The organism is Streptomyces bacillaris, assembly GCF_003268675.1.
Lineage (GTDB): Bacteria > Actinomycetota > Actinomycetes > Streptomycetales > Streptomycetaceae > Streptomyces > Streptomyces bacillaris.
The window spans coordinates 346915-369708 of record NZ_CP029378.1; the positions used below are offsets into that span (position 1 = coordinate 346915).

The 22794-nt window shown below is 72.2% G+C and carries 23 protein-coding genes; 9 read left to right on the forward strand and 14 right to left on the reverse strand.

Translation table 11 applies throughout. The features are described from left to right. Positions 1 to 37 precede the first annotated feature (37 nt). Positions 38 to 2491: an excinuclease ABC subunit UvrA gene (gene uvrA, locus DJ476_RS01585; protein ID WP_112489611.1), complete on the forward strand. Its 2454-nt coding sequence runs from the start codon at positions 38 to 40 to the stop codon at positions 2489 to 2491. A gap of 59 nt (positions 2492 to 2550) precedes the next feature. On the opposite strand, the gene DJ476_RS01590 is transcribed toward uvrA, so the two are convergent. Genes DJ476_RS01590 through DJ476_RS01600 form a run of 3 tightly spaced genes read right to left on the reverse strand, consistent with a single transcriptional unit; the run spans position 2551 to position 5913 of the window. Further along, positions 2551 to 3297, reverse strand: a complete 747-nt coding sequence (locus DJ476_RS01590) for a succinate dehydrogenase/fumarate reductase iron-sulfur subunit (RefSeq protein ID WP_019766846.1) — start codon at positions 3295 to 3297, stop codon at positions 2551 to 2553. Beyond that, positions 3294 to 5243 (reverse strand): fumarate reductase/succinate dehydrogenase flavoprotein subunit, encoded by a 1950-nt coding sequence (locus DJ476_RS01595; protein ID WP_103417663.1) that lies wholly within the window; start codon positions 5241 to 5243, stop codon positions 3294 to 3296. Before DJ476_RS01595 ends, DJ476_RS01590 begins: the two co-directional genes overlap by 4 nt. 1 nt (position 5244) lies before the next feature. Next, positions 5245 to 5913 (reverse strand): succinate dehydrogenase cytochrome b subunit, encoded by a 669-nt coding sequence (locus tag DJ476_RS01600; protein ID WP_112489612.1) that lies wholly within the window; start codon positions 5911 to 5913, stop codon positions 5245 to 5247. 131 nt (positions 5914 to 6044) lie between these two features. Here DJ476_RS01600 and DJ476_RS01605 point away from each other — a divergent pair, with 131 nt between their 5' ends. Beyond that, complete coding sequence (locus DJ476_RS01605) at positions 6045 to 6941, forward strand: LysR family transcriptional regulator (protein WP_112489613.1); 897 nt, start codon at positions 6045 to 6047, stop codon at positions 6939 to 6941. 86 nt (positions 6942 to 7027) lie between these two features. On the opposite strand, the gene DJ476_RS01610 is transcribed toward DJ476_RS01605, so the two are convergent. The 4 genes from DJ476_RS01610 to DJ476_RS35075 all read right to left on the reverse strand — a co-directional run bounded on the left by DJ476_RS01610 (position 7028) and on the right by DJ476_RS35075 (position 11912). Beyond that, positions 7028 to 9202 carry a putative bifunctional diguanylate cyclase/phosphodiesterase gene (locus DJ476_RS01610; protein ID WP_053558185.1) on the reverse strand — a complete coding sequence of 725 codons (2175 nt, stop codon included), beginning with the start codon at positions 9200 to 9202 and terminating at the stop codon, positions 7028 to 7030. Continuing rightward, the gene (locus DJ476_RS01615) at positions 9199 to 10017 is read right to left on the reverse strand and encodes an SAM-dependent methyltransferase (protein WP_103417666.1); all 819 of its coding nucleotides are present in this window, start codon (positions 10015 to 10017) and stop codon (positions 9199 to 9201) included. Before DJ476_RS01615 ends, DJ476_RS01610 begins: the two co-directional genes overlap by 4 nt. Positions 10018 to 10254: 237 nt before the next feature. Next, positions 10255 to 11223, reverse strand: a complete 969-nt coding sequence (locus tag DJ476_RS01620; protein ID WP_103417667.1) for an SCO0930 family lipoprotein — start codon at positions 11221 to 11223, stop codon at positions 10255 to 10257. 413 nt (positions 11224 to 11636) lie between these two features. Further along, entirely contained in the window at positions 11637 to 11912 is a 276-nt protein-coding gene (locus DJ476_RS35075) for a hypothetical protein (protein ID WP_162638581.1), read from the reverse strand. 41 nt (positions 11913 to 11953) lie between these two features. Here DJ476_RS35075 and DJ476_RS35285 point away from each other — a divergent pair, with 41 nt between their 5' ends. From DJ476_RS35285 to DJ476_RS01635, 3 genes are all read left to right on the forward strand, one after another. Further along, on the forward strand, positions 11954 to 12088 hold the full coding sequence (locus tag DJ476_RS35285; RefSeq protein WP_275428503.1) for a hypothetical protein: 135 nt from the start codon (positions 11954 to 11956) through the stop codon (positions 12086 to 12088). A 28-nt stretch (positions 12089 to 12116) separates the two neighbouring features. Then, positions 12117 to 12881, forward strand: coding sequence for a bestrophin-like domain (locus DJ476_RS01630; protein WP_112489614.1), 765 nt, complete (start codon positions 12117 to 12119; stop codon positions 12879 to 12881). A 194-nt stretch (positions 12882 to 13075) separates the two neighbouring features. Then, a complete protein-coding gene (locus DJ476_RS01635; RefSeq protein ID WP_112489615.1) occupies positions 13076 to 13648 on the forward strand; it encodes a hypothetical protein in 573 nt (190 codons plus the stop codon). 94 nt (positions 13649 to 13742) lie between these two features. On the opposite strand, the gene DJ476_RS01640 is transcribed toward DJ476_RS01635, so the two are convergent. Then, the gene (locus tag DJ476_RS01640; RefSeq protein ID WP_019763728.1) at positions 13743 to 14222 is read right to left on the reverse strand and encodes a hypothetical protein; all 480 of its coding nucleotides are present in this window, start codon (positions 14220 to 14222) and stop codon (positions 13743 to 13745) included. 348 nt (positions 14223 to 14570) lie between these two features. Here DJ476_RS01640 and DJ476_RS01645 point away from each other — a divergent pair, with 348 nt between their 5' ends. Then, entirely contained in the window at positions 14571 to 15233 is a 663-nt protein-coding gene (locus DJ476_RS01645) for a class F sortase (RefSeq protein WP_112489616.1), read from the forward strand. Between the two features lie 64 nt (positions 15234 to 15297). Here DJ476_RS01645 and DJ476_RS01650 read toward each other — a convergent pair whose 3' ends face one another. Continuing rightward, complete coding sequence (locus DJ476_RS01650) at positions 15298 to 16149, reverse strand: polysaccharide deacetylase family protein (RefSeq protein WP_112489617.1); 852 nt, start codon at positions 16147 to 16149, stop codon at positions 15298 to 15300. Positions 16150 to 16289: 140 nt separating this feature from the next. Between DJ476_RS01650 and DJ476_RS01655 the strand changes: the two genes are divergently transcribed. Then, positions 16290 to 16751 carry a universal stress protein gene (locus tag DJ476_RS01655; RefSeq protein ID WP_103417671.1) on the forward strand — a complete coding sequence of 154 codons (462 nt, stop codon included), beginning with the start codon at positions 16290 to 16292 and terminating at the stop codon, positions 16749 to 16751. 18 nt (positions 16752 to 16769) lie between these two features. Here DJ476_RS01655 and DJ476_RS01660 read toward each other — a convergent pair whose 3' ends face one another. Beyond that, on the reverse strand, positions 16770 to 17981 hold the full coding sequence (locus DJ476_RS01660) for a CapA family protein (RefSeq protein ID WP_112492402.1): 1212 nt from the start codon (positions 17979 to 17981) through the stop codon (positions 16770 to 16772). Between the two features lie 279 nt (positions 17982 to 18260). On the opposite strand from DJ476_RS01660, the gene DJ476_RS01665 reads away from it, so the two are divergent. After that, positions 18261 to 18833 (forward strand): sigma-70 family RNA polymerase sigma factor, encoded by a 573-nt coding sequence (locus DJ476_RS01665; protein WP_103417672.1) that lies wholly within the window; start codon positions 18261 to 18263, stop codon positions 18831 to 18833. Here DJ476_RS01665 and DJ476_RS01670 read toward each other — a convergent pair. Next, positions 18767 to 18964, reverse strand: a complete 198-nt coding sequence (locus DJ476_RS01670) for a zf-HC2 domain-containing protein (RefSeq protein ID WP_018487408.1) — start codon at positions 18962 to 18964, stop codon at positions 18767 to 18769. The two genes, DJ476_RS01665 and DJ476_RS01670, sit on opposite strands and share 67 nt — an antisense overlap. Positions 18965 to 19077: 113 nt before the next feature. Here DJ476_RS01670 and DJ476_RS01675 point away from each other — a divergent pair, with 113 nt between their 5' ends. Next, positions 19078 to 19599 (forward strand): hypothetical protein, encoded by a 522-nt coding sequence (locus DJ476_RS01675; RefSeq protein WP_103417673.1) that lies wholly within the window; start codon positions 19078 to 19080, stop codon positions 19597 to 19599. Between the two features lie 82 nt (positions 19600 to 19681). On the opposite strand, the gene DJ476_RS01680 is transcribed toward DJ476_RS01675, so the two are convergent. The 3 genes from DJ476_RS01680 to DJ476_RS01690 are packed head-to-tail and all read right to left on the reverse strand — an operon-like array spanning position 19682 to position 22760. Then, a complete protein-coding gene (locus DJ476_RS01680) occupies positions 19682 to 20902 on the reverse strand; it encodes a sensor histidine kinase (RefSeq protein WP_112489618.1) in 1221 nt (406 codons plus the stop codon). After that, positions 20899 to 22401 (reverse strand): sodium/solute symporter, encoded by a 1503-nt coding sequence (locus DJ476_RS01685; RefSeq protein WP_103417675.1) that lies wholly within the window; start codon positions 22399 to 22401, stop codon positions 20899 to 20901. Before DJ476_RS01685 ends, DJ476_RS01680 begins: the two co-directional genes overlap by 4 nt. Continuing rightward, positions 22398 to 22760 carry a hypothetical protein gene (locus DJ476_RS01690; protein ID WP_053558193.1) on the reverse strand — a complete coding sequence of 121 codons (363 nt, stop codon included), beginning with the start codon at positions 22758 to 22760 and terminating at the stop codon, positions 22398 to 22400. Before DJ476_RS01690 ends, DJ476_RS01685 begins: the two co-directional genes overlap by 4 nt. Between the last annotated feature and the right edge of the window lie 34 nt (positions 22761 to 22794).

The following is a 22794-nucleotide window of genomic DNA, read 5'->3' on the forward strand; positions in this document are numbered from 1 at the left end:
CGAACCGTTTGTCCCCTCACGTACGGAGCCCCGCCCCATGCACTCCCCCCACGATCCGTACGTCCGGGTGCGCGGCGCGCGCGAGCACAACCTCCAGGACGTGAACGTCGACATCCCGCGCGACACCCTGACGGTCTTCACCGGGGTCTCCGGGTCCGGCAAGTCGTCGCTGGCGTTCGGCACGATCTACGCCGAGGCCCAGCGCCGCTACTTCGAGTCCGTCGCCCCCTACGCCCGCCGGCTCATCCACCAGGTGGGCGCCCCCGCCGTCGGGGAGATCACCGGCCTGCCGCCCGCCGTATCGCTGGAGCAGCGGCGCTCCGCCCCCGGGGCCCGGTCGTCCGTGGGGACGGTGACCACGCTCTCCAACTCGCTGCGGATGCTGTTCTCACGGGCCGGGGAGTATCCGCCGGGGGCCGAGCGGCTGGACTCCGACGCCTTCTCCCCCAACACGGCGGCCGGGGCCTGCCCCGAGTGCCACGGGCTCGGGCGCATCCACCGTACGGACGAAGGGCTGCTGGTCCCCGACCCCTCGCTGTCGATCCGGGAGGGGGCGATCGCGGCCTGGCCGGGGGCGTGGCAGGGGAAGAACCTGCGCGATGTGCTCGACACCCTCGGGTACGACGTCGACCGGCCGTGGCGCGAGCTGGACGCGAAGGACCGGGAGTGGATCCTGTTCACCGACGAGCAGCCGGTGGTGACGGTGCATCCGGTACGGGAGGCGGGCCGCATCCAACGCCCGTACCAGGGAACGTACATGAGCGCCCGGCGCTATGTGCTGCACACCTTCGCCGATACCAAGAGCCGCACCCTGCGGGCGAAGGCCGAGCGCTTCCTCACCAGTGTGCCGTGCCCGGTCTGCGGCGGGAGCAGGCTGCGTCCGGAGGCGATGGCGGTGACCTTCGGCGGGCGGACCATCGCGGAGCTGGCCGCACTCCCCCTGTCGGACCTGGCCGAGGTGCTGGCCGGGGCCCACGGCGGGGCGCACGGCGGCGGGGCGGGGGCCGAGCCTGCGGGCGGGGAGGAGACGGCCCGGGTGCTCGGCGCCGATCTGCTGGCCCGGATCGGAACGGTGACCGAACTCGGGCTCGGCTATCTGAGCCTGGACCGCACGGCCCCCACCCTCTCCTCCGGTGAGCTCCAACGGCTGCGGCTGGCCACGCAGTTGCGCTCCGGGCTCTTCGGTGTCGTCTACGTCCTGGACGAACCGTCGGCCGGGCTGCACCCCGCCGATACGGAGTCCCTGCTCGGGGTGGTCGACCGGCTCAAGGAGGCAGGGAACTCCGTCTTCGTCGTGGAGCACCACCTCGATGTGGTGCGGCGGGCGGACTGGCTGGTGGACGTGGGCCCGCTGGCCGGGGAGCACGGCGGGAGGGTGCTGCACAGCGGGCCGCCGGAGGGGCTGGCCGAGGTGCCGGAGTCCGCGACGCGGCGGTTCCTGTTCGACCGGGACCCCGCGCCGGCACGGGAGCCACGCACGCCCACGGGGTGGATCCGGCTCACCGGGGTCGAGCGCCACAATGTGCGCGGGGTCGACGCGGCCTTCCCGCTCGGGGTCTTCACGGCGGTGACCGGGGTCTCGGGCTCGGGCAAGTCGACCCTCGTCGGCCAGGTCCTCGCCGGGGTGCTGGCCGACCGGCAGACGGGCGAGGAGGCCACCGGGGCGGGCGAGCGGTTCTGCGCTTCCGTCACCGGGGTGGAGGCGGTGGACCGGCTCGTCCAGGTGGACCAGAAGCCGATCGGCCGGACGCCCCGGTCCAACCTGGCCACGTACACCGGCCTCTTCGACACCGTACGGAAGCTGTTCGCGCAGACCGGGACGGCACGTGAACGCGGGTACACGGCGGGGCGGTTCTCGTTCAACGTACGCGGCGGGCGGTGCGAGACCTGCCAGGGTGAGGGGTTCGTCTCGGTGGAGCTGCTCTTCCTGCCGAGCACGTATGCCCCCTGCCCGGACTGCCGTGGCGCCCGCTACAACCCGGAGACCCTGGAGGTCACCTTGCGCGGGCTGACGATCGCTCAAGTCCTTGATCTGACCGTGGAGTCGGCCGCATCGTTCTTCGCCGATACCCCGGCCGCCGAGCGCGCCCTGACCACCCTGCTCGATGTCGGGCTCGGCTATCTGCGGCTCGGGCAGCCCGCCACCGAGCTGTCCGGCGGCGAGGCGCAGCGGATCAAGCTGGCGTCGGAGCTGCAGCGCACCCGGCGCGGACACACCCTGTATCTGCTGGACGAGCCCACGACCGGTCTGCATCCGGCCGATGTGGAGGTGCTGATGCGGCAGTTGCACGGGCTGGTCGACGCGGGGAGCACGGTGGTGGTCGTGGAGCACGACATGGCCGTGGTCGCGGGGGCGGACCATGTGATCGACCTGGGGCCCGGGGGCGGTGACCGGGGCGGGCGAATCGTGGCGGCCGGGGCGCCCCGGGAGGTGGCGCGTGCGGCGGACAGCCGTACGGCCCCGTATCTGGCGCGTGCGCTGGGCGGTTGACGTCGTCGATCCCGTACGGCTCCGGACGTGATCGGAGCCGTACGGGATCGACTCCGTGGTCAGCGGCGGACTTTACGGGTCGCCCGCAGCCACTCCTTGTTCATCGCCGCGATCGACGGGAGCGGGATGCCCTTCGGGCAGGCGGTCGCGCACTCGCCGGTCAGCGTGCAGCCGCCGAACCCCTCCTCGTCCATCTGGGCCACCATGTCCAGCACCCGGGTCTCGCGCTCCGGGGCGCCCTGCGGCAGGACGTTGAGGTGGTTGACCTTGGCCGAGGTGAACAGCATCGCGGAGCCGTTGGGGCAGGCGGCGACACAGGCTCCGCAGCCGATGCACTCGGCGTGTTCGAAGGCGAAGTCGGCGTCCGGCTTGGGCACCGGGGTGGCGTGCGCGTCCGGGGCCGTGCCGGTCGGGGCGGAGATGTAGCCGCCGGACTGGATGATCCGGTCGAAGGAGGAGCGGTCCACGACCAGGTCCTTGACGACCGGGAAGGCGGAGGCGCGCCACGGCTCGATGTCGATCGTGTCGCCGTCGGAGAAGGACCGCATGTGGAGCTGGCAGGTGGTGGTGCGCTCGGGGCCGTGGGCGTCGCCGTTGATGACGAGGCTGCACGCGCCGCAGATGCCCTCGCGGCAGTCGTGGTCGAAGGCGACCGGTTCGTCCCCGGCGAGGATGAGTTCCTCGTTGAGGGTGTCGAGCATCTCCAGGAACGACATGTCGGCGGAGATGTTGTCGACTTCGTAGGTGGCCATGGCGCCGGGCGTCTCGGCATTCTGCTGGCGCCAGACGCGCAGGGTGAGCTTCATGCGTAGCTCCGCTGAGTGGGGTGGACGTACTCGAAGACGAGGTCTTCCTTGTGCAGGACGGGGGCGCCGCCGGTGACGGTGAACTCCCAGGCGGCGGCGTACGAGAACTCCTCGTCGCGCCGCTCGGCCTCGCCGTCCGGGGTCTGGGACTCCTCGCGGAAGTGGCCGCCGCAGGACTCGGCGCGGTGCAGGGCGTCGAGACACATCAGCTCGGCCAGTTCCAGGTAGTCGACGATGCGATTCGCCTTCTCCAGCGACTGGTTGAACTGTTCGCCGGTGCCGGGCACCTTGATGCGGCGCCAGAACTCCTCGCGGATCTCCGGGATGCGGGCGAGCGCCTTGCGCAGTCCGTCCTCGGTGCGGGCCATCCCGCAGTACTCCCACATGAGTTCACCGATCTCGCGGTGGAAGGAGTCGGGGGTGCGGTCGCCGTCGACGGAGAGCAGCAGGTTGAGCCGGTCCTCGGTCTCGGCCACCACCTCGGCCACGGCCGGGTGTCCGTCGTCGACCTTCTCGGTGTGCGGGTTGCGGGCGAGGTAGTCGTTGATCGTGGACGGCAGGACGAAGTACCCGTCCGCGAGGCCCTGCATCAGCGCGGAGGCACCGAGCCGGTTGGCCCCGTGGTCGGAGAAGTTGGCCTCACCGATGGCGAAGAGGCCGGGGATGGTGGTCGACAGGTCGTAGTCGACCCAGAGGCCGCCCATCGTGTAGTGCACGGCGGGGTAGATCCGCATCGGGACCGTGTAGGGGTCCTCGTCGGTGATCCGCTGGTACATGTCGAAGAGGTTGCCGTACTTCGCCTCGACCGCCTTGCGGCCCATCCGCTGGATGGCCTCCGCGAAGTCCAGGTAGACCCCCTGCCCGCCGGGACCGACGCCCCGTCCTTCGTCGCAGACGTTCTTGGCGGCGCGGGAGGCGATGTCGCGGGGCACCAGGTTGCCGAAGGAGGGGTAGATGCGCTCCAGGTAGTAGTCGCGCTCGTCCTCGGGAATCTGGTTGGCGGGGCGGGTGTCGCCCTTGGCCTTGGGGACCCAGATGCGGCCGTCGTTGCGGAGCGACTCGCTCATCAGGGTGAGCTTGGACTGGTGGTCGCCGGTGCGCGGGATGCAGGTGGGGTGGATCTGGGTGAAGCAGGGATTCGCCATGTAGGCGCCGCGCCGGTGGGCCCGCCAGATGGCGGTGGCGTTGGAGTTCATGGCGTTGGTCGACAGGTAGAAGACGTTGCCGTAACCACCGGTGGCCAGGACGACCGCGTCGGCGAAGTAGGTGTCGATCTTCCCGGTGACGAGGTCGCGGGCGACGATCCCGCGCGCCTTGCCGTCGACCACGATGAGGTCCAGCATCTCGGTGCGGGCGTGGAGTTCGACGCCGCCCGTGGCGATCTGCCGGGAGAGCGCCTGGTAGGCGCCGAGGAGGAGCTGCTGCCCGGTCTGGCCGCGCGCGTAGAACGTGCGGGAGACCTGGACGCCGCCGAAGGAGCGGTTGTCGAGGAGGCCGCCGTACTCGCGGGCGAAGGGGACGCCCTGGGCGACGCACTGGTCGATGATCTCCACCGAGATCTGCGCGAGCCGGTGGACGTTGGACTCGCGGGCGCGGAAGTCGCCGCCCTTGACGGTGTCGTAGAAGAGCCGGTGGACGGAGTCGCCGTCGTTGCGGTAGTTCTTCGCCGCGTTGATCCCGCCCTGCGCGGCGACCGAGTGGGCGCGCCGGGGCGAGTCCTGGAAGCAGAACTGGACGACGTGGTAGCCCTGTTCGGCCAGGGTGGCACCGGCCGATCCGCCGGCCAGGCCGGTGCCGACCACGATGACCGTATGTTTGCGCCGGTTGGCGGGGTTCACGAGTTTGGCTTGGAAGCGGCGGGTGTCCCAGCGCTCCGCGACGGGTCCCTCGGGCGCCTTGGTGTCGACGACGGGCTCGCCGGTGGCGTAGTTGGTGTAGTCGGGCATGTCAGCTCACCACTCCGGTCATGACGGCGACGGGTACGGAGACGAAGCCCAGGGTCAGCACCGCCGCGAGGACGCCTGCGAGGGTCTTCAGGATGCGGTCGCGGGTCGCGTTGCCGACGCCGAGCGTCTGCGCGGCGCTCCAGAAGCCGTGCTGGACATGGAGGCCCATGGCGAGCACGGCGACGATGTAGATGACGTTGCCGTACCAGGTGGAGAAGGTGTCGATGACGTTCTGGTACGGGTGCCCGGCCTCGAAGCTGGTGTGGACGGTGCCGGTGGTCAGGTCGAGGATGTGCCAGACGATGAAGAGCGCGAGGATGATGCCGCCCCAGCGCATGGTCCGGGTGGCGTAGCTGGCGCGGGGCCGCTTGTGGACGTACTTGGCGGGGCGGGCCCGGATGTCGCGGCGGCTGAGCTGGTACGCGGAGACGCCGTGCAGCACGACGGCGGCGACGAGCCCCACGCGGACGATCCACAGCGCCCACTCGTAGTGGAGGACCGGTTCGCCCAGGGTGCGCAGCCAGTGGGCGTAGCCGTCGAACGTGCCGGGTCCGAAGAAGATCTTCAGATTCCCGACCATGTGGGCGACGAGGTACCCGAGCATGATCAGACCGGAGACGGCCATGATGGTCTTCTTGCCGACGGTCGAGTCCCAGAGCGTACGCGTCATCGACGGCCGTCGGTCCGTCCGCGTTGCCAATGCCATGGACACGACGGTAGGGGCGGGCGGCCGATCAGTCCAAGAGATGGCCTGGCTGATCTTCATAGCCTCTGCCTATCGAAGGCGGTAGCGTCGGGGTTATGCACTTCCAGCAGCTGACCTATTTCGTGGCCGTGGCCGAGACCCGGCACTTCACCCGGGCCGCCGAGGCCGTGCATGTGTCGCAGCCCTCGCTCTCCCAGCAGATCAGGGCGCTGGAGAGCGAGCTGGGCGCCGAGCTGTTCAGCCGGGCCCGGGGCAACATCACCCTCACCGACGCGGGCGAGGCGCTGCTGCCGCTGGCCCGGCGGATCCTGGCGGACGCGGAGACCGCCCGCCACGAGGTGCAGGAGCTGGTGCAGCTACGGAGCGGCCGGGTGCGGCTCGGGGCGACACCGAGCCTCTGTACGGGGCTGCTGCCCGATGTGCTGCGGGCCTTCCACGACCGCCATCCGGGGGTGCGGCTGCTGTTGGAGGAGGGCGGTTCGCACGATCTCGTACGGCAGCTGGCGCGCGGGGCGCTCGATCTGGCGCTGGTGGTGCTGCCGCTGCCGGCCGCCTCGCCCGCGCTGACCACGGTCGAGCTGCTGCGGGAGGACCTGGTGGTGGTGTCGTCCGCCGACGGGCCGGCGCCGGGGCGGGGCGGCCGGGTGCGGATCGCGGATCTCGAGGGGGCGGCGCTGGTGATGTTCCGGCACGGCTACAACCTGCGGGAGCTGACGCTCGCCGCCTGCCGGACGGAGGGGTTCGAGCCCTCGTTCACGGTGGAGGGCGGCGAGATGGACGCGGTGCTCGGTTTCGTACGGGCGGGGCTCGGCATCGCCGTGGTGCCGAGCATGGCCGCGGGCCGGGCGGGCCACGACCTGCGCAAGACCCCGCTGGCCGGGCCGGGCCTGCGGCGCACGATCGCCCTTGCCCACCGCAGCGACGTGGCCCCGCCACGGGCCGCCCGGGAACTCCAGCGGATGCTGCTGGAGCACGGGCCGGAGGCGGGGTGACCCGCGGGGCGCGGCGGAGGGTGCGAGAACAGGCTGCCCCGGGGACGGGGTGACCGGGGCGCGCGGCGGACGGGCCGCGCGCCCGGTCACACCGCGTCGGCCAGGAGCAGCGAGTGGATGCGGTCCGGGGCGCCGGGGCGGGCGTAGTACCAGCCCTGGGCCGTGTCGCAGCCCAGCCTCCGCAGCTGCTCGGCCTGCGCCCCCGTCTCCACGCCCTCCACCGTGACGGCCAGCTCCAGGCTGTGGGCCAGCGAGACGATCCCCTCGACGATCTTCAGATCGACCGGGTCGGCCGGGTGCTGCTGCATGCCCCGGGTGAAGGAGCGGTCCAGCTTGAGGACGCTCACCGGGAGCCGCCGCAGATTGGCCAGGTTCGAGTAGCCCGTGCCGAAGTCGTCGAGCGCGATGTCGACGCCCATCTCGGCGAGTTGCCGCAGCGGCTTGAGGAGGTCGTCGTCGGCGCCGATGAGGGCCGACTCGGTCACCTCCAGGCAGAGCGCGCTCGGCTCCAGACCGGAGCGTTCCAGGACGTCGACGGTCTCGGCCACCAGCCGCGGGTGGTGCAGCTGGGTCGGTGAGAGGTTGACGTTGATCCGCAGCGGACCGCCGTCACTGTGCCGCTCCTGCCAGAAGTTGGCCTGCCGGACGGACTCCTCCAGCACCCAGCGGCCGAGCGGCACGATGAGCCCGGTGTGCTCGGCGAGCGGGATGAACCGGTCGGGGCCGAGCACCCCGTGCTGCGGATGGCACCACCGTACGAGCGCCTCGGCCCCGTGCACGGTCCCGTCGCCCAGGTGGACGAGCGGCTGGTACTCGATGAAGAACTCGCCCCGGTCCAGCGCGGCGGGCAGGGCGGTGGTCAGCCCGTGCCGGGTGATGGCCCGGGCGTCGGCCTCCGCGTCGGCCAGCTCGAAGCGGTTGCCGCCCGCCGCCTTGGCCCGGTACATGGTGATGTCGGCGCTGCGCAGCACCTCCGCCGCGCCGCGCTCCCCGGAGGGGCCCTCGACGACGCCGATCGAGCCCCGGACGGTCAGTTCGCGGCCGTCCAGCCGGATCGGGGTGGCGAGCACGTTGAGGATGCGGCCGGCCAGCTCGTCCACCGCCTCCGCGCTCCGCGTCCCGGTGGTGAGGGCCACGAACTCGTCGCCGCCGAGCCGGGCCACCATCTCGCCGGGCGCGGTGGCGCAGCTCTGCAGCCGGTCCGCGACCTCCACCAGGAGCCGGTCGCCGGCCGCGTGGCCGAGGCTGTCGTTGATGGCCTTGAAGCCGTCGAGGTCCAGGTAGCAGAGGCCGAAGCGGGTGCCGTCCTTGGCGGCGAGGACCTTCTCCAGCCGCTCGAAGAACAGCGTCCGGTTGGGCAGCCCGGTGAGCGCGTCGTGGGTGGCCTCGTACCGCAGCCGCAGGTTGAGCAGGCGCCGCTCGGTGGTGTCCTCCATCAGCGCCAGCTGGTACTGCGGGCGGCCCTCGGGGTCGCGCAGCAGGGAGACGGTGAGGTTGGTCCACAGGACCGTGCCGTCGTTGCGGTAGTACGCCTTCTCGACCCGGTAGTGGTCGCGCTCCCCCCGTACCAGCTCGTTGTAGTACTTCCACACCTGCGGCGAGTCCTCGGGGTGGACCCACTCGTTCACCTTGTGGCTGCGGACGTGGTGCTCCAGGCCGCCGAACATCTTGGTGAGCGTGTCGTTGATCTCCAGGATGTTGCCGTCCAGGTCCGCGATGCCGATGCCGACGGCGGCGTCCTTGAAGACCGCGCGGAAGCGGGCCTCGGTGGTGTGCAGGGCCTGTTCGGCGTCCGAGCGGGCGGTGAGCGCCGAGCGGGCGATGGCCTCCTGCTCGGCGAGGGTCCGCTCGCGCAGGGCCTGGGAGAAGCCGGCGGCCAGGGTGTGCTGGATGCGGGCGCACCGGGCGCGGGCGTCCTCGGTGGAGAGTTCACCGGGGCCGTTGCCGCCGCAGTAGAGCACGAGGTAGGAGTCGACGACGCCGAGCGTGGAGCTGAGGGCGTCCGGGTCGGTGCAGTGCGCGTCGACCAGGGCCGCGCCGATCCGGGCGGCGGGCGAGGCGTCGAACGGGTGGGCGTGCAGGGCGAGGCTGAGTTCGCGGGCGAGCGGCAGCAGGTGCTGCTCGAACTCGGGGCGGGTCAGGGAGGTGGCCGTCAGGGGGAAGATGGCCCGGCTCCAGATCGTGGCGAATCTCCGGAGCCGGCCCTCGGGACCGTCGGGTTCCGCGTCCTGCTCGCCGGAGGACTGGGCGGGAATGCTCACGCCTTACGCCCAACTCCGCCGAAGCCCGAGAAGGCGTACGGGTCTTCCTGTCCGGGCGACTGCGGGGTCTCCGGCCGCCACTCGGGCATCGACACCAGGCCGGGCTCGACCAGTTCGTACCCCTCGAGGAACCCGGCGATCTCCTCGTGCGTGCGCATGATGAGCGGGTTGCGGATGTTGCGGTAGACGCCGACCGTGCCGTCCGCCTCCTCGCGGGAGAGCGGGATCCCGTCGTACGCGGCGTGGGTGAGGATGACCAGGCTGCCGGGGGCCAGTGCCTCGCGCAGCTCCGCGACGGCGCCGTACGGGTCGTCGGCGTCCTCGATGAAGTGGAGCACCGCGACCAGCAGCAGCGCCACCGGCCGCTCCAGGTCGAGGAGTCCGGTGACCTCGGGGTGGGCGAGGATCTCCTTGGGCCGGCGCAGGTCGGCGGCGGCGATGACCGCGCGGTCGTTGCCCTCCAGCACCGCCTGGCTGTGCGCGACGGCGACCGGGTCGTGGTCGACGTACGCCACCCTGGCGCCCGGGTGGGCGGCCTGGGCGACCTCGTGGACGTTGCCGAAGGTCGGGATGCCGGAGCCGATGTCCAGGAACTGGTCGATGCCCTGGTCGACGGCGTACCGCACGGCCCGGCGCATAAAGGCCCGATTGGCCTGCATGATCTTGGGAAGGCCCGGGAGGAACTCCATGGCCTTCCGCGCGGCTTCCCGGTCCACCTCGAAATTGTGCGATCCGCCCAGATAGAAGTCGTACATGCGGGACACGCTCGGCACCGAAATATCTATGCCTTGCGGTGCCCAGGCGGGACGCTCCATCGATGTCTCCAACAAGTTCGCCACGGCGATCCGGCCATGTTCATGGTCAGTGTTGACCAGAGGCTACTGATCGGCCGCCAGGAGAGCGAGTGGAAACGGAAATTAGCGATCCGTTATTGGTCACACTCCGGTGGCAACAACGGCCGGTCCGTCGCTGCGCGTACACATGCAGCGACGGACCGGCATGTCACTCACCGATTCCCGGTGGTTCGGGGCCACTTGGGAGCTACTGGGCGGTTACTTCGTGGTCTTGACGAGCTTGGAGTCCGGCGAGACCGCGAACCAGGTGCCGCCGACTCCCTGCCCGTTCACGTCCCCCGGCTTCTCGTCCCCGGCGAACGTATAGAGGGGCCAGCAGTCGATGGTCTGCTGCTTGATGCCGTCGGGGCGGTCGAAAGTGACAAATCCCTTCTTGGTCACGCCTTCCACCGAGTTTTTGGACACGGGGGCGACTACCGGCCACTTCTTCAGGCACTCTCCGGTGCAGGCCGTCTTCATCGGCCATGCGGAGTCCTGCGTGAAGCGGTAAACCGTCATACCGCGCTTGTCCACGACGATGTCACCGAGTTCGGGGTCCTTGCGGACCGAAAGCCCCGCGGCGTCGGCCGGTTCGGCCTGTTCTCCACCGTCGGTGCTGTCCGCGTTGGGCGCCGCCTTCTTCCCGTCGGGGGCGGAGGCGAACCAGGTGCCGCCGACGCCCTGGCCGTTGGTCTGGCCGGGCGCGGTGTCCTTCGCGTACCGGTACATCGGCCAGCCGTCGACGGTGAGCTGCTTGGAGCCGTCGGTCCGCACGACCTCGCCGAGCAGGGACGCGTCGGTCCCGGCGGCGGCCGTGGCATCGCCCGCGGGCACCACCGGCCAGGCCTTCTCGCAGTCGCCGTCGCAGTTCGACTTCGGCGGCTTGGCGGTGTCCTTGTCGAAGCGGTAGAGCGTGAACCCCTCGCTGTCGGTGAGCACCTTCCCGAGCTTCTGGCTGTCCTGCACGCCGAGTTGACCCGCCGCCTTGGGGGCCGGGGCGTCCGCCCCGGAGCCGTAACCGCCGCCGGACGAGCCGTAGCCGCTCTCGGCCGGCTGCTGCGCCGGGGCCGCGTTGCCCACCGCCTGGCCGTTGGGCGAGGCCGTGCCCTGCTCCTGACCGCACGCCGTCGTCAGCGTCAACAGGGCCGCGGCGGTGACCGCGAGCGAGGCGTTGCGCCAGGTATTCATGTCGACTCCCGTAGTACGTCGTCTTGTTGTGCGCTCCGATGCGGCGTGGAGCCGCGCCGTTCATGGCCCTAGGTACGGGGCGTGGCGGGGGTCGCGTTCAACGCGGGCCGGGAAGAATTCGGCGGGCGTACGACGGGGACGGGCGGCCGGACCGTCAACCTGGTGCAAACATGAACGGCGGATTGTCCCACCATCAGGCGAATCGGCGCCGAGTCGCGCGTGTCTCCGCGCGGCGTGGATCATGCTCCGGGTCGTGTACGGATCCCGCATCGGGCGGCTCTCGACAGCCGCCGCACTCGTCTGGCTGGTCGCCGTACCGCCGTCGGCACACGCCGACAGCTGCGCGGTGGCCGTCGTCGGGCCGGGCGACGGCAGTACGGCGGTCGCGGTGGCGGGGAGCAAGGGCTGCGTGGTCACCACGCCGGAGCCCCCGCCACCCCCTCCTCCGCCGCCACCCCCGCCGCCTCCGAAACCCTCACCGCCACCTCCGCCGCCTCCCTCCCCGGAGCCACCACCCGCTCCGGAACCGCCTCCACCACCACCGCCACCGCCCCCTCCACCGCCTCCGCCGCCCCCGGAACCGGCGCCGCCGCCTCCGCCTCCACCGCCCCCCGTACCGAAGGCCGCACCCGTGCCCGCGCCACCTCCACCGCCCGCACCACCACCCCCGCCGGCGCCGAAGCCGTCACCCACCCCATCGGTGACGCCGAAGCCGCCGGAGGCCCGGCCGGTGGCGCTTCCCACGTACCGCAAGACGACCCGCAAGGAGCCCCGGAGCGGGCCGTCCCTGGTGTCCACGACCCTGCTGATCACCGCCCCGGCGGTCTTCGCCGTCGCCGTGCTGCGGCCCCGATCGTCCCGTTGACACCGTCCCCGCTGACGAGGAGATATCCATGTCCGAATGGCTCGTCCTGAGCATTGCCATGGCGTCGGCCTGTGCGGTCGTGCTCACCATCGCCGTGCTCAACAACCGACGGGTCGCCGCCGACGACGATCCGTCCGAGACACCGGACGTCATCGAGTACATGACGATGATGATCGGCGTGGTCTACGCGATCGTGCTGGGCCTGGCCATCGCCGGGGTCTGGGAGGGCCGCAGCGCCGCCCAGGAGTCCGTACGGCTGGAGGCGCAGGCCCTGCACGAGGTGCGGGAGCGCTCGTCCGTCTACCCGGCGGAGGTCCGCGACCAAATCCGCGGGGACCTGGAGGCGTACGTCGCCCATGTCGTCGGTGAGGAGTGGCGGGTGATGGCCGAACAGGGCGCCCTCACCGAACGGGGTACGGAGCTGCTGGCCCGGGTCCGGGCCGACGTCACCGACTACGAGCCGCAGACCGAGCACGAGGGGCAGGCGTACCAGCCGCTCGTGGACCAGGTGGCGGCGGCGGACGACGCCCGCAGCTCACGGGGGGAGAACGCGGGCGAGACGATGCCCGGGCTGGTGTGGTTCGGCCTGATCATCGGGGCGCTGGTGACGGTCGGGCTGATCTTCACCCTGCAGATCCGCAGAACCTTCCGGGAACTGCTGCTGGCGGGGCTCTTCAGTGCGCTGATCGCGTTCCTGCTCTTCCTGATCTGGTCCTTCGACTCACCGTTCGGCCGGGGCATCTCGGCCACCGCCTCCCCCTTCCTCGACCTGTTCCCGGGGGCCGGCGGCTGACCCCTCTCCCCGGCCGGCGGCGCCTCCGGTGGGGGCGGAGGTGCCGCCGTCCGGGGTACAGGATGACCCGTTCGCCGGACCCCGATAGCGGCCGGTCCTCCCCGCTCCTAGCGTGTCGCGCATCGAGGTGCACTTTTCCTGCTATGTGGAAATTCATTCCGCAGCTGCCCCTCGGGGAACCCGGAGGATCCACCATGCGCGCGATACGTGTCGCACCCCTCGCACTGCTGGGCACCGCAGCCCTCACCCTGCTGGCCCCGCCCGCCGCCCATGCCGCGCCGGACGGGGCCATCAACACGTTCAACCCGACCATCACCCCCTCGGTCGTCGCACCGGGCGGCCGGGTGACCCTCGGGGGCGGCGGGTGCACCGGCGAGACGACCGTCACCTCGGGCATCTTCGACACGACCGTGATCCCGAGCGGCAGCACCACGGCCACCGCGACCGTCGACACGGACGCCCGCCGGGGCGCGGTCTACGCGGTGACGTTCTCCTGCGGCTCCACCGGCACCACCCGCAACGTGAACCTCACCATCACCGCCGGAGCCACCGTCACCCCCACGCCCACGCCCACCACGACCGCCCCGACCACGACCCCGACCGTCAGCTCCACGGCCATCGCGCCGAGCGGGGTGCGCGGCGGGCTCGGCGGCAGCGCCGGGACCACGGACACCGTGCAGATCGCGGCGGGCGCCGCCCTCGTGCTCGCGGCCGCCACCGGCACCCTCTACTTCGCACGCCGCCGCTCCACCGGCCGCCGGCACTGACGGCCACGCGATGTGGCCGCACGGCAGTCGCCCCGGGTCCTGATCCAGGACTCGGGGCGACGGGCGTATCGGGCCGGGCGGGAGGTCGGACGTCCTAGAACGCCGCATGGCTCGTCCGCCGACGCCGGACGAGGAAGACCGCGCCACCGACGGCCGCCGCGGCCACCAGACCGCCGCCGACCTGCATCTCCACGGAGCTCGGGCCCATCGAGCCGCCGAGCCCGCCCTGCGCGCCGTTGCCGGCGAGCACAGTGAACTTGTGCGTGGCGATCCGGTCGTTGTCGCTGCACTTCACGGAGAGGTGGTAGTGCCCCGGCGTGGTGTTGTGCCGGATGTGGGCGGTGGCGTAGTTGGTGCCGCCCGCCGACAGCTCGGTCGTCGGGAAGGCGTTCGACCAGACCTTGCCGCCGTGGCCGCAGCCCTGCGCGGTGACCTTCATGGTCGCGCCCTGGTGGACCGACTGCGGGTTGACGCTGACGTTGACCGGGCCGTTGGTGGCGGCGGCCATGGGTGCGGCGAGCCCGACGGCCGCGAATGCGGTCGCGGTGACCGCGAGAACGCGTGAAGCACGCATCGTGTGGACCTCCAGCGGGGGACGCCCCGGAGGTCTGTCCTCCGGGATGGATCGACGTGAACGCCTCCCATGACGAACACTCACCAGTCCGTCTTCGGCTCGCACTTCGGCACTGCTCCACCCCGGTGACGCGACACGCCGTACGGAAACCCCCGGACCTGACGGAGCCGCAGGTCACAGGGTGTCAGAAGTTTTATCTGCTCATTACTCCGAAGGGCAGTCACCCCGGGGGCACCAGGCCGCGCGCCCCGGAGGCCCGGACCGGGCCCGCCACCCGTTCGCCTCTCCCTGATCGCCGCCGGGCCGCACCGCCCCTAACGTTCCAAGCGTCGCGACGAAGGGAGCACCATGGGCCGGGACTACGCTGCCGCCGAGCGGACCAGACGCGTGCCGTGGGGTGCCATCGCCCTGGTCATGCTCACGGGCCTCGCTCTGCTGCGCAACGGGGCGGAGTTCGGGGAGGCGGGACCGCCGCAGCCCGCGGCCGCCGCCTCGCTGGATCTGGGCAGTGACACCGCGAGGCCGCCGGTGGAGGGCGAGCCGGTGCAGCCGCTGCCGTACGCCCCCGCCTCCCGGGTGCGGATCCCCACGATCAACGTGGACGCCCCGATCATCGACGTCAACCTGGACGCCGACGGCTGGATCGACGCCCCGCCGGCCGAGGACCCCAACCTGGCCGGCTGGTACCAGAACGGCATCTCCCCCGGGGAGCGCGGCACCTCCGTGGTCGTCGGCCATGTCGACAACACCTCCGGCCCCGCGGTCTTCTACGGCCTCGGCTCGCTCCAGAAGGGGCACCGGGTGGAGGTCGAGCGGTACGACGGCCGGATCGGGGTCTTCGAGGTGTACGGGGTGGAGGTCTTCTCCAAGAACGACTTCCCCGGCGCCCGGGTCTACGGCGACACGGGCCACGCGGAGCTGCGGGTGATCACCTGCGGCGGTTCGTACTCGAAGGCGGGCGGCTACGAGGGGAACGTGGTGGTCTTCGCCCGGCTGGTGGAGACGCGCTGACGGTTGCGGTGGTGTGGTGCCCCCGGCGCTGGTCCGTCGGGGGCACTGCCGTGCGCGCGGGTCTTCAGACGCGCTGCGGCACCGTGATGCGGTAGCCCTTGTCGATCAGCCGGGGGAGGTAGCGGCGCAGGGCCGCCACGCTCTGGGAGCGGTTGCCGCCCGCGTCGTGGGAGAGGACGACGACGCCGGGGGCCGCTCCGTCGAGCACGCGGCGGACGATGGTGTCCGTGCCCGGGGTCTTCCAGTCGAGGGTGTCGACGGTCCAGGCCATCGGTTCCATGCCGAGGTCGGCGCCGATCTCGAAGGAGTTGCGGTTCCACGCGCCGTACGGGGCTCGGTACCAGAGCGGCGCGGTGCCGAGCGTGGCGTCCACGACCTCGCTGGTACGCCCCAGCTCGTCGCGGATCGCGGCGCGCGAGAGCCCCGGGATCAGCGGGTGCGACCAGGAGTGGTTGCCCACCACGTGTCCGTCGTCGGCCATCTCGCGCAGCAGGTCGCGGTGGGTGTCGGCCATCTCGCCGCAGACGAAGAACATCGCGCGGACCCGGTGCTTGCGCAGGGTGGCCAGGATGTCGGGGGTGTAGCGCGCGTCGGGGCCGTCGTCGAAGGTGAGCACGACGGAGCGGCCGAGGTCGGGGAGCTTCTCGAAGGGCCGGGTGCGTACGGGAGGGGCGGCGGGCCGGAAGCGGGGCGGGGCGGCCGCCGTCATGGGCTGGAGGCGGTAGGCGGGCGGGCGGCCCGGTAGCCCGGCGGGCGGCCCCGCGGCCGCGGCGGGCGGGGTGCCGGCGGCCCGTGCGGGACTGGTGGGCGTGGAGGCCGGATCGGCGGCGAGCAGATGGACGGTGGCGGCGGCCCCGAGGCCGAGGGCGACCTTCAGCAGAGTGCGACGGTCGGGCCGGAGGTGATCACTGCGCATCACCAACTGCTCGCACGGACGGGCGTCCTCCCCGGTCGGCGACACCGAGGGGCGCCCGATTTGTACCCGTTCGCCGCAGTGACCGGCGGAGGCTCCGGGCCTCCGTCCGCGCCTTCGCTCCACCGGTTAGCCTCGGGAGCGTGACAGAGCAGCAGTCCCACCGGTTCGAACGGGGCACGGACGGGCCCAAGGTGATCGTCGCGGGGGTCGACGGCTCCGACTCGTCCATGCGCGCCGCCGCCTATGCCGCCGGTCTCGCCCGGCGGCAGCACGCCCGGCTGGCCCTCGTCTACGTCCAGCCCGTGATCCCCTCGGGCGCCGCGCTGGGCGTGCCCATCGGGGACACGACGGGCGAGGTGGCGCAGGAGCTGGCCGAGGAGATCCGGGAGTCGGCGGAGCGGCTGAAGGACACCTGGGACGTGCGCTGGGAGTTCCACACGTTCCGGGGTGATCCGTACAACGGGCTGGTGTCGGCGGCCGATGAGCTGACGGCCGACGCCGTGGTGGTGGGGGCCTCGGAGTCGGCGGGGCACCGGTTCATCGGCTCGGTGGCCGTACGGCTGGTCAAGGCGGGGCGCTGGCCGGTCACCGTGGTGCCGTGACCCCTCGACGGCTTCCGGCTACTCCCCCATCACCAGCCCGTCCTTCTCCGCGCCCCGGCCGAGGGTCACGTCCCGGATGCGGTCGCGGACCGGGCGGTGGTGGTCGGCCCCGGCCTTGATGGAGGCGTTGAGGTTGACGGTGCGGCCGGTGGTGGTGTCGTACCACTGCGGGACGAACTCGGCCTTCGTGACCGTCCACCGCTCGCCGGGCCGCACGGGCGGGGCGAAGGTGAAGCGGCCCAGGGTGCCCTGGTTGCCGCGCGGGTCCTGGACGCCCTGATAGTTGATCATCGCCCCGGCGATCTGATCACCCATGCCGTAGATGACCCAGGTGCCGTTGACCTTCTCGTACGCCTGCGGGACGTGGGCGTGGGTGCCGATGATCAGGTCGATGTCGGGGCGGCCCGCGTCCTGGGAGGCGGTGAGGCGGTCGGCCAGCTCCAGTTGCCGGGCGTCCGGCGCGTCCTGCCACTCGGTGCCCCAGTGCGCGGAGAGCACGACGACGTCGGCGCCCGCCCGCCGGGCGGCCCTGGCCTCGGCCACGATCTTCCGTTCGTCGATGAGGTTGACCGCCCACGGCTTCCCGGCGGGCAGCGGGATGTTGTTGGTGCCGTAGGTGTACGCGAGGTGGGCGACCTTCGCCGCCCGCTTCCCGGACCCCGCGGAGAGGATCGTGGGCTGCGCGGCCTCGGCGGCGGAGCGGGCCGATCCGGCGTGCCGGATGCCCGCCGCGTCCAGGGCCCCGAGCGTGCGGGCGATCCCGGCGGCGCCGTCGTCCAGGGTGTGGTTGGAGGCGGTGGAGCAGGAGTCGTACCCGGTGGCGGCGAGGGCGGTGGCGACCTCGGGCGGTGACTTGAAGGTCGGGTAGCCGGTGTAGGGGCCGCCGTCCTTCCCGTACACCGTCTCCATGTGGCAGAGGGCCAGGTCGGCGCGGGAGACGACCGGCCGGACACCCTTGAGCATCGGGGCGAAGTCGTAGCCCTGCCCGCCCGCATCGGTCGCCGCCCGGTCGATGACGGAGGAGTGCGGCAGGACATCGCCCGAGGCCAGGAGCGTGAACGGACGCGGTACGTCGGTCTCCTGACCGCCCGCGCCCGGTGCGGCGGAGGACGGCGCGGCCGGGGGCGCGCTCGGGGCGGGTGCCGGTGGCGGATGCCCGGTGCAGCCGGTGGCCGCGGCGAGCAGGAGGGCGAGGGCGGCCACGGCGCCCGGTCGGGCGCACGGCGACATCTGCATCTGCTCGACTCCATGTTCGGACTATGACGACTGTCCGACTACACAGATCGTCATACCGCCGAAGCAAGGATCATTGCCGTATATCTAGCTGAACTGGTCGTACCGTCCGACCCCGACGGCCCCTTGACCGTTCGCCGCACCATTCGCCGCACTGAGCGACCGCTCGTCGCACGCCTCGGTGCACCGGGTGTTCCTGCGCCGCCGAATGCGTTCGGATACGCCAGGCGGCAGCGAGGCCGTCAGGGGGCCTCCCGCGGGAAAGGACGGACGTTCATGAAGACCACGACGACGACCGATGAGCGGGCCATCGCGGAGTTGCAGCGGGAACACGGCCCCGCCCTCTTCCACTTCCTGCTCGGCCTGACCTTCGGGGACCGGCAGCGGGCCGAGGACCTGGTGCAGGAGACCCTGGTACGCGCCTGGCAGCACCCGGAGGCCTTCGACGCGCCCTACGACTCGATGCGCCCCTGGCTCTTCACCGTCGGCCGCCGCCTCGCCATCGACGCCCGGCGCTCCCGCCAGGCGCGCCCCACCGAGGTCAGCGACCTGGTGCTGGAGAGCACCCCGGCCGAACAGGACACCGCCGACTCGGCCGTCCGCGCCCTGGACGTCCGCGAGGCGGTCCGCACGCTCAGCCCCGAACACCGCGCGGTGCTGGTGCAGCTCTACTTCCGGGGGCTGAGCGTCGGCGAGACCGCCGAGACGCTGGGCATCCCCGCCGGGACCGTCAAGTCCCGTTCGTACTACGCCCTGCGGCTGCTCTCCCGCAATCTGCCCGGCTACTCCCCGAGGTCCTCCGCCCGCAGCAGGGCGAGCAGGAGCGAGGCCTCCGCCGTCTCCACGTAGTCCCGGGCACAGGAGTCGCAGGACCGGAGGTGGCGGGCGACCCGGCAGGTCTCCTCCGGGTCCAGCGCGTCCAGGACGTAGGCGCCCAGCAGCAGGCGCACATGCGGGTCATCGCCGGGGTCGGTGGTCATTCACAAGCCTCGCATCTCCTGGGCGATCCTCCGCTTCTGCCCACGCGGGGCGTCCGCCCCCGGTTCAATGCTGCGTGAAGCCCGGTAACGAGCAGGGAAAGAGGCGAGACGGGATGCGTCCCGAGGATACGGATGGGACCGGAGGGGACGGGCTGCCGGTGCCGATGGCCTGGCTGTGCACGGAGTACATCGCGGACGAGCTGTTACGCACCGGCGATCTGATGGAACCGACGACGCTGGAGTTCCGGGCCGGGCGCGACGCGCTCGCGCTCACGATATTCCTCTCCGGCCTCCTGGGGAACGCCCCGGTCCCCGGGGTGCTGTCCGAGGCGCGCGTCGACGAGTTGCGGCTGCTGACGGCGTACGGGGCCACCTGGCGGGGCTGGATCTGCGAGCGCCTCGCGGAGTCGGAGCGGCGGGCCGGACCGGGCCACCCCGACCTGGCGCTGGCGCGGGCGGCCTGGCGGTGGCTGGAGGAGACCGAGCTGCTCGCCGCCGACCTGGACGCGATCGTGACCACGCCCCGGGAGCCGGTGGCCGGGGGCGGGCACGACACCGCGGGGGAGGTCCAGGTGTGGACCCCGGCGTGGCAACTGGGGCTGCCGCTGGGGCACCTGGCCGTCCATCTGTGCTGAGAGGGCCGGGCACGGGCCGGGACGACCAGGGCGGGGCAGGCGGGGCCGGGGGCAGCCCGGGACAGGGCGCTGGGCGCAGGGCTCATGAGCCGTGCACGCCCGCGCGGTACTTGGGCAGCCGGAGGGTGATCTTCATGCCCGCGCCGACCCCGGTCTCGATGACGAGCCCGTACCCGTCCCCGTACACCTGGCGCAGCCGCTCGTCCACGTTGAGCAGGCCGATGCCGGTGGAGGGGGTGGTGGCCTCGCCGCGCAGGATCCGGCGCAGCCGTTCGGGGTCCATGCCGCCGCCGTCGTCCTCGATCACCACCTCGGCCTCCGATCCGGCGTCGAGCGCGCTGATGGTGATCCGGAACGGGGTGTCCGCGGGCTGCTCGCGCGCCGGGGTGACGGCGCCCTCCAGTCCGTGTTTGACCGCGTTCTCCACCAGGGGCTGCAGGCAGAGGAAGGGCAGGGCGACGGGCAGCACCTCGGGGGCGACCTGGAGGGTGACCGAGAGGCGCTTGCCGAAGCGGGCCCGGACGAGCGCCAAGTACTGGTCGATGGAGTGGAGTTCGTCGGCCAGGGTGGTGAACTCGCCGTGCCGCCGGAAGGAGTAGCGGGTGAAGTCGGCGAACTCCAGGAGCAGTTCGCGGGCCTGCTCGGGGTCGGTGCGGACGAACGAGGCGATGGCGGCGAGGGAGTTGAAGATGAAGTGCGGGGAGATCTGGGCCCGCAGCGCCTTGATCTCGGCCTCGATCAGCTGCGTACGGGAGCGGTCCAGCTCGGCCAGTTCCAGCTGGACGCAGACCCAGCGGGCCACCTCCCCCGCCGCCCGGGCCAGCACCGCCGACTCGCGCGGGGCGTAGGCGACGAGTGCGCCGAGCACCCGGTTCTCGACGGTGAGGGGGACGGCGACCGCCCAGCGCAACGGGCAGTCGAGGTCGGCGCAGCCGCTGTCGAAGGCGGTGCCGCGCCCGCCCTCCAGCAGCTCCCCGACATGGCCCAGCACGTCCTTGCCGTGGTGGTGTCCGGCGCCGTCCCAGACCAGGACGCGTTCCCGGTCGGTGAGGCAGAGGGCGTCGGTGCCGAGCAGGGAGCGCAGCCGACGGGCCGAGCGCCGGGCACTCTCCTCGGTGAGCCCGGCCCGGAGCGGGGGCGCGGCGAGGGAGGCGGTGTGCAGGGTCTCGAAGGTGGCGTGTTCCACGGGGGTGCCGACATCGCTGGGGCGGAGCGGCCGGGCGGTGCGGCGGCCCAGCAGGAACCCCGTACCGAACAGCAGCGCCACCAGCACGGCGAGGACGGCGATCCCGGCCCCGGTCATCGCTCTCTCCCGGGGGCCCGTGCCGAGGTGAGGGCCTCGGGGAGGTGGAAGCGGGTCATGGCCGCGTTGGTGCCGGGCGGTATCCGCCCCGGCGTGGCGAGCGAGACGAGGATCATCGCGAGGAACCCCACGGGAACGGACCAGACGGCGGGCCAGGCCAGCAGCGCGTGCGGCCAGCCGGGCGGGGTGACGGCCCCGCTCACGGTGATGGCGACGGCGAGGAGGGCCGAGCCGCCGCCGAGCAGGAGCCCCGCTATCGCGCCCGGCGGGGTGAGGCGGCGCCACCAGATGCCGAGGACGAGCAGCGGGCAGAAGGAGGAGGCGGAGACGGCGAACGCCATGCCCACCGCGTCGGCCACCGGCACCCGGCTCACCAGCAGCGAACCGGCGAGCGGTACGGCGATGGCGAGCACGGTGGCGAGCCGGAAGTACCGCACCCCGCGCGAGGGCAGCACGTCCTGGGTGATGACCCCGGCGACGGCCATGGTGAGCCCGGAGGCGGTGGAGAGGAACGCGGCGAACGCCCCGCCCGCGATCAGCGCGCCCAGCAGATCGCCGCCGAGCCCGCCGATGACCCGGGCGGGCAGGAGCAGCACGGCCGCGTCCGCGTCCCCGCCGTGCCGCAGCTCGGGGGCGTACAGCCGGCCCAGCGCTCCGTAGATGGGCGGCAGCAGATAGAAGAGGCCGACCAGGGCGAGGACGGCGACGGTGGTGCGGCGGGCGTCGCGGCCGTTGGGGCTGGTGTAGAAGCGAACAACGACGTGCGGCAGCCCCATGGTGCCGAGGAAGGTCGCCACGATCAGCCCGTACGTGGCGTAGAGCGGGTGGTCGGCGCGGAAGACGGCGAACTGGTCGTCGAAGCTGACCCGGGGCCGGCCGTCGCCCTGCCAGGCGAGGACGAGGAAGAGGGCGGGGACCAGCAGCGCGGTGAGTTTGAGCCAGTACTGGAAGACCTGGACGAAGGTGATGGAGCGCATCCCGCCCGCCGCGACGGCGACCATCACCACGGTCGCGACGAGCACGTCACCGAGCCAGCCGGGCGCCCCGGTGAGGATCTTCAGCGTCAGCCCGGCGCCCTGGAGCTGCGGAACGAGGTAGAGCCACCCGGCCCCCACCACGAGAATGCTGACCACCCGCCGGACGTGGAGGGATTCGAGGCGCCCCTCGGCGAAGTCCGGCAGGGTGTACGCCCCCGAGCGGCGCAGCGGCGCGGCGACGAAGACCAGCAGCACGAGATAGCCGGCGGTGTAGCCGACCGGGTACCAGAGCATGTCCGGGCCGTGGAGCAGGACCAGCCCCGCGACGCCGAGGAAGGAGGCGGCGGAGAGGTACTCCCCGCTGATCGCGGCGGCGTTGAGCCGGGGCCGCACGGTCCGGGAGGCGACGTAGAAGTCGGAGGTCGTACGGGAGATGCGCAGGCCGAAGCCGCCGACGAGGACGGTGGCGAGGACGACGAGGGCGACCGCCACCCAGGACGCCGTGTGGTCGGGGGTGCTCACGGTGCGGGGCGGCCCTCCACCAGCCGGGCGAAGTCGCGTTCGTTCCGTTCGGCCCGGCGCACGTACCACCAGGCGGCCAGGGTGAGCGGCGGGTACGTGGCGAAGCCGAGCACCGCCCAGACGAGGGCGGAGCTGTTCAGCGCGGCGAAGAGAAGTGGCAGGGTGCCCGCGACGAGGGCCAGCACGGCGAAGACGGTGAGCCCGGCGCGGAGCTGGCTGCGCATCAGCGAGCGGACGTAGGCGCCGCCGAGCGCGGTCTGCTCCTCGATCTCCGACTGGGTGCGGTAGCGGGGCAGCGGCCGCACCCGGCGGGGCTCTCCCGTGACGACTTCGCGCCGGGGTGCGGTCTCCTGTGACATGGGCCCGGAGTCTAGGCGGCGGTGGCCGGTGCTG